At 37.7% G+C, this 6,482-nt stretch carries 6 protein-coding genes; all 6 read left to right on the top strand.

Going from position 1 to position 6,482, the window contains the following annotated elements:
- Positions 1 to 114: 114 nt before the first annotated feature.
- Genes ES948_RS09495 through ES948_RS09470 form a run of 6 tightly spaced genes read left to right on the top strand, consistent with a single transcriptional unit; the run spans position 115 to position 6,391 of the window.
- A complete protein-coding gene (locus tag ES948_RS09495; protein ID WP_152184709.1) occupies positions 115 to 708 on the top strand; it encodes a TetR/AcrR family transcriptional regulator in 594 nt (197 codons plus the stop codon).
- A complete protein-coding gene (locus ES948_RS09490; RefSeq protein WP_152184708.1) occupies positions 705 to 1,937 on the top strand; it encodes a TolC family protein in 1,233 nt (410 codons plus the stop codon). The genes ES948_RS09495 and ES948_RS09490 overlap by 4 nt, the downstream gene beginning before the upstream one ends.
- Positions 1,937 to 2,638 (top strand): efflux RND transporter periplasmic adaptor subunit, encoded by a 702-nt coding sequence (locus ES948_RS09485; RefSeq protein ID WP_152184707.1) that lies wholly within the window; start codon positions 1,937 to 1,939, stop codon positions 2,636 to 2,638. Before ES948_RS09490 ends, ES948_RS09485 begins: the two co-directional genes overlap by 1 nt.
- 1 nt (position 2,639) lies before the next feature.
- A complete protein-coding gene (locus tag ES948_RS09480; protein WP_152184706.1) occupies positions 2,640 to 3,212 on the top strand; it encodes an HlyD family secretion protein in 573 nt (190 codons plus the stop codon).
- The gene (locus ES948_RS09475; RefSeq protein ID WP_343029878.1) at positions 3,109 to 3,339 is read left to right on the top strand and encodes an ABC transporter permease; all 231 of its coding nucleotides are present in this window, start codon (positions 3,109 to 3,111) and stop codon (positions 3,337 to 3,339) included. The genes ES948_RS09480 and ES948_RS09475 overlap by 104 nt, the downstream gene beginning before the upstream one ends.
- 13 nt (positions 3,340 to 3,352) lie before the next feature.
- Positions 3,353 to 6,391, top strand: coding sequence for an efflux RND transporter permease subunit (locus ES948_RS09470; RefSeq protein ID WP_152184705.1), 3,039 nt, complete (start codon positions 3,353 to 3,355; stop codon positions 6,389 to 6,391).
- The last annotated feature ends 91 nt before the right edge of the window (positions 6,392 to 6,482 follow it).

The following is a 6,482-nucleotide window of genomic DNA, read 5'->3' as shown; positions in this document are numbered from 1 at the left end:
TCTAAACATTCAAACAACTGTCATCAAATGATGGCAGTTTATAGTTGATTTAAGAATTTTTACTCTATAATTTAATTGACTGATGGTCGGTCATTTAAATTTTGGAGAAATAATTTGGCAATTATCGTCAATAAAGAACAAAAAAAGCGAGATATTGCGCTTGCATGTAAAGATCTCATTCTTACAAACGGTATCAACAACATTACCGTCTCACAAGTTGCAAAAACTGCAGGTATCGGCAAAGGTACCGTATATGAATATTTTGCAAACAAAGATGAGATCGTCTTTGAACTTGTAAATATCCTGATGCTCCAACACTCTCAAAAACTTCAAAAAACACTCCAAACCAAAGAATCAACAAAAGAGAAGATACGTGAGTTCTCTCGTTTTTTCTACTCTGATGAAGAACAAGAGCTACGAAAGCTCTACAGAGAGTTTATATCACTCTCTTTGGTGGCACCAAAAAGTGAAATGGTGGAGTTTCATGCCAAATGTACGGAGAGCTACTTTGTATGGTTTTGCGAAATTTTACAAAATGGTATAGAAAAAGATGAACTCAATAAAGAGGCACTTTTACTGGCAAAGGGACTTTTTGCCATTGGTGATGGTATCTTTGTACAAAACAGCGTTATTGGAAAAGAGAGTGATATCCAAAATGACCTTGACTCTTTTATAGATACTTTATTTGATTTAATGGAGAGAAAATGAAACGACTCTATCTACTGCTACTTCCCGCTCTGCTCTTTGGGGAAGATCTGAAATCACTGTTAGAACTTGCCAAGGCGAACAATAATCTTTTGAATGCTTCAAAAATTTCTGTCAGTGCAAAAGAAAAAGAGCTTGACTCTGCAAAGAGCAACTACTACCCTACTCTTGATGCAAGTGCCTTTTATCAAAGAGAGGATGATCCTACTCCTTTTTATCCGGGAACTACTTACGGTGCTGCTGCAAAACTTGCCTTTGATGTTTATGATGGTGGTAAAAAATCTTATATCGAAAAACAGAAAAAAGATGAAGTAAATGCTGCAAGCTTCTCCTATAAGGAAAATCTTGATGCGATGTTTCTCTCAATTACAAAAAATTTTTACAACTTAAAAAGTCTATACTCTTCACTTGATGCCAGAGAAGAGGCTTCAAAAGCGGTAAAAGCCCAGCTTGAGAGAATGCAGAAGTTTTATGCGGCAAACCTTGCAACAAGTGATGATGTAGACAGACTCCAATCTGCCTATGACAGAAATATCTATACCATTGAGTCACTAAAATTTAAAATATTTTCTCTTAAAAAGAGATTGGAACTACAGGTAGGAAAAAAGATTCAAAAGCTTGATAACTCCAAATTTGTGAAATCTCTCACACAGGATGCAAATGAGCTTAACAGTATTCAGGTAATGCGTCACAATAAACAAGCACTCAAAAATCTAAGTAAGACCATAGACAGCTATTACTATCCAAATATCACAGTTGAAGACAGCTTCACTTTTTTTGGTTATCAGGATAAACCACTTTTTGCAGGTCAGCCGATTCCACTACTTGACAATCAAAACAAACTGATGGCAACCATAAGTTTACGACTTGTTGATTTTGGGACTCTGCGTGAGCAAAAAGAGGCTGTTCAACTACAGGCAGATGCACTGGGTGAGCAAATCATCTACAAATCAAAAGAGCAGCGTTTACAACTTGAGCTCTCACGCAAGCGCATATCAACTGCAGAGCTCAACATCAAAAGCTCACGCAGTGCATTGAGGGCTGCTACAAGTGCACTTAAGACCATCACGAAAAAGTATCAGGCAGGTATCGTTGACAATGTTGTCTATCTTGATGCTCTTTCATCACGTACTGAAGCAAAAGCACTCTATGAAAAATCACTCAATGATCTTGAGATCGCTTATGCAATCTACTACTACTATAATGCAAAAAATTTAGAGGAGTATCTTTAATGAAAAAAATTCTATTAGCACTCGTAACTTTCATTTCTCTCACACAAGCAGAAGATGTCTATGCAACTTTTAATGTAATAGCAGCCAAAGATGCAAAACTCGCTTTTGTTGCAGGTGGAATTGTCAACAGTGTCAATGCAGATATAGGCTCTGTCGTCAAAAAAGACACAGTACTGGCTACACTTGATAATGATGATATCAAAGCGATGCTTGCAAATTCAAAAAGTTCACTAAAATTTGCAAAACGAAGTCTTGAAAGACAAGAGAAGATAAAAAAGCTTATTGACGAAGGAAAATTTGACAAGGTGCTCAGTAGTTACGAAAATGCTAAAAATGCAGTAGCTTACCAGCAGGCTCTTTTTGAAAAAACATATCTGAAAGCTCCGTTTAACGGTATTATTTACTATAAAAACATAGAAGTTGGTGATGCAGTAAGCGGAATGATGCTCAAAACTGTTTTTAAGATTCAAAGTCAGCATGCAAGAAAGCTCATTTTAGAATTTGATCAAAAGTATCATAATATTGTTAAAACAGGACAAAAATTTCGTTATCACATCGATGGAGACTCTCAAGAGCATATCGGCAGCATAACAAAAGTATATCCTCACGCAGATATCTCAAATAGAAAACTACAAGCTGAAGTACTCACACAAGATGTAATGGTTGGTCTCTTTGGTGACGGTTTTATAGAGATAGAATGAAATGCAACAGTTTTTAAAGAAATATGCAAGACTCATAATAATCACTATTTTGCTTGTTATTTCAATCATACTCATTGCAAATAAACTTTTGTTACGACAACTGCCATCAGATCTTATAGCAGGTAGTGGACGTATTGACGGGGATCTTATAGTCTTAAATACAAAATACCCTGCAAGAGTAAAAAACATCTTTGTTGCAGAGGGGGAGCCTGTAAAAAAAGGACAGGTTCTTGCTGAATTAGACTCAAAAGAACAAGAGATCTCTCTAATGCAAAAGGCACAAACAGATTTAAAAAGAAATAAGATGATTCATGATGAAAAAGCGATACCAGATGATCTATTTGAAAAAATAAAGCTCAAATACATCTCAGCGAAAAATGAGTATAACGCTGCAATTTTACAAAAACAAAAGATAGAGCTTGCTATTGCCCAAGCCAATCTTGAAAAGATTTCTATTGAGCATTGTTATTATGATGCCGATTATTTTTTTAAGCGGTGCATGGACACCTATCTATGCAATGCCACCTGCATTGCAACTGCTTTCACTTATCTCTCCTCTTCGTTACTACATTGAGGGAACAGAAAGTATCTTCTTTCGAGGCAGTGAATTTATAGACCTTTTATCATACTTTGGTGGTGTACTGATTTTAGGTCTATTCCTATACTGGTTTGGATTTCAGAAGATAGGAAAATTATTTTAAAAAGGAAATTGCGATGTATAAAATAGCAATAAACAAACCCATAGCAACATTAATGTATGTTGTTACACTTGTTATCTTTGGATATATGAGTTTCAAGACGATGCCCTCATCCCTCTTTCCAAATATTGACTTTCCGATAGTCACTATTGAGACTGTCTACCCCGGAGCAGAACCAAGCACCATAGAGTCCCAGGTGACAGATAAACTTGAAGAAGCAGTCAGTAGAATTGGTGGGATCGACAGTATCACGTCAGCAAGCAGTGATGGTGTAAGCATCATTACTATCAAGTTTTTTCTTGAGAGAGACATCAACGAAGCAACAAATGACGTCCGTGACAAAGTCTCAGCTGTTACACTTCCAAAAGATGCCCATACTCCACTTGTCAGTAAATTAGACATCGGTGGTGCTCCTGTTATCAATGTCTTTCTAACGGCAAAAGAGGGAAGTCTCAAAGACCTAATGCTCTTTGCAGATGAGAAAGTAAAACCATCACTGCAAAAGATTATGGGTGTTGGGGCAGTCAATATCATCGGATACAGAGACAGAGAGATTCAGATCTATCCAAACCTTGAAGCACTCAATAAATATGGCATTTCTGTTTTAGAGTTTAATAGTGCCATTGAGAGAGAAAATGTCAAAATCGGCGGCGGTAAGATCATCACCAAGACCAATGAGTTCATCTTAAAAACCAAAGCAGATGCAATCAGTGTCGATGAGCTTAAAAACATTCAAATCAAAAACAATATTCGCCTGCGTGATATTGCCATCGTCAAAGACAAGCTCAGTGATGCAAAAAGTTATGCCTCTTATAATGATATTCAAGGTGTTACACTGCAGGTACAAAAGATCTCTGGGACAAATACCATAGAAGTGGTACAAAAAGTAAAAGCCGTTGTTCCAAAACTCCAAAAGATGGCAGGAGATCGTTTTGAAGTACAAACCCTTCAAGATACCACACCTTTTATCATCAACTCTTTGGATGATGTAAAGTTTGACCTTATCTACGGCTCTATTCTGGCAGCGATTATCATCTTTATATTTTTAAGAAACGTGACCATTACTTTTGTTTCTGCTTTAGCCATTCCAACATCTATATTTGGTACCTTTGCATTGATGCACTATATGGGTTTCAATCTCAATAAGATGACGCTTATCGGTCTCACTCTTGCCATAGGAATTATCATCGATGATGCCATTGTCGTTATTGAAAATATCTACAAAAAGATGGAAGCCGGTATGGATAAGTTTCAAGCCGCCTTTGAGGGAACAAAAGAGATGGCATTTGCTATTTTGGCAATCTCTTCTATGCTTTTGGCGGTTTTTGTGCCTGTTGGAAATATGAGTGGAATTGTCGGAAAGTTCTTTGAAAGTTTTGCGATGACAGTCGGTTTTGCTATCATTATCTCTTACACGATAGCTCTGAGCTTCATTCCAAGTATAAGTGCACGAGTTTTACACAAAGGAGAGAGCAGATTTTATAATCTTACAGAGCCGATATTTAAAGTAATCGATAAGATATACGAAAAACTACTTACACTCTCACTGCGCTTTAAGTGGCTCTCGCTCATTCTTGTGTTTGCCATCTTTGTTGGCTCGCTCTCACTCTTTCCAAAAATCGGTATGGACTTTCTTCCAAAAGAGGATAAAAGTGAGCTCGAGATAAAACTCAAAGCACAATCCGGCATCTCATTAGAAGAGATGGTTAAAAAAGCCCAGAGTGTTGAAGCTGTCCTCAAAGATGATAAAAATGTTCTCTTCACAACGCTTAATGTCGCTTACAATGCGGCAAAAGAGATCAATAAAGCGCTTATCTATGTCAAACTGACACCAAAAGACGAACGCGCTCTCACGCAGGAACAAATCATCCAACAGTATCGTAAAAAACTCAAACCTTTTTCAAAAGAGATGTTTATCACAGCTGCCGCTATTCCAGACATCAAAGGTGCCGGTGCGGATGTCCCCTTCCAGATCGTTTTAAAATCAGACTCATTTGAGGACCTGCAGGTTGCAAAGAAAAATCTTGTCGCCCACCTCAAAGCAAAAAAAGGATTTATGGATATCGATACAAACCTTGATGATCCAAAACCACAGTATGATATTAACATCTTGCGTGAGAACACAAACCGTTTAGGCATTACTGCTGCACAAATCGCACAGGCTATCGCTACGGCATATTCCAGTGATCTTGAGATATCACACTTTGATGAAAACGGAAAACAGTACAACATTACCCTGCGCGTATCAGATGTAGACAGAGAAAAGCTTGAAAACCTCAAAAAACTTCAACTTCGTGCTCGAAACGGAAAACTTGTCTATCTTGATGGTCTTATTAACATCACAAAAGGCTACTCACAAGCGACAATCTATCACTATGACAGAGAGCGTCAGGTAAGTATCTATTCGGATCTGTATGGTCTTGATTTGGGCTCTGCCGTGAACTATACAAGAGAAAAACTTCCCCAGCTGCTTCCAGAAAGTGTCTCTTACCGCTTTACAGGTTTTGCTGAAGAGATGGAGAAAACGAACAAAGCCTTCGCTATGGCTATAGGTATCAGTGTCATTTTAATGTTTATCATTCTTGCTATTCTTTATGAGTCACTCATTCAGCCCATTATCATTATGATGGCACTACCACTGAGTATCATCGGAGTAATGATAGCGCTTTATCTTACAAAACTGCACTTTTCACTTTTTGTAATGGTCGGCTTTATGCTACTGATGGGTATGGTTGGTAAAAATGCCGTGCTTTTGGTTGACTTTGCCAACGCTGCGGTCAAAAACGGTAAAAGTACAGATGAAGCACTTATTGAGGCAGGAGAAAAACGTCTACGCCCGATTTTAATGACAACATTTGCTATGGTTTTTGCAATGCTGCCACTTGCTATCGGCGACGGTGTAGGCAGTGAGACAAAAGCTCCTATGTCTATTTCCATCATCGGAGGGCTTCTTAGCTCTATGGTTCTGACACTTTTTGTCGTACCGGTGATATACAAACTCATCTCTCCGATAGATAAGTTCTTAAGAAAATTCTATGAAGTTGGTAAAGTCTAACTACCAACTTCTACAAGATAAAATAAGAGGCTATAAAAAGCACTAAAAGCTTTGTGAGTTCTATGGCACTTGTACCTATGATATTACCTAT

The organism is Sulfurimonas indica (genome assembly GCF_009192995.1).
GTDB lineage: Bacteria > Campylobacterota > Campylobacteria > Campylobacterales > Sulfurimonadaceae > Sulfurimonas > Sulfurimonas indica.
The sequence above is the reverse complement of the archived record's forward strand: the minus strand, read 5'-3'. Positions and strand labels throughout refer to the sequence as shown.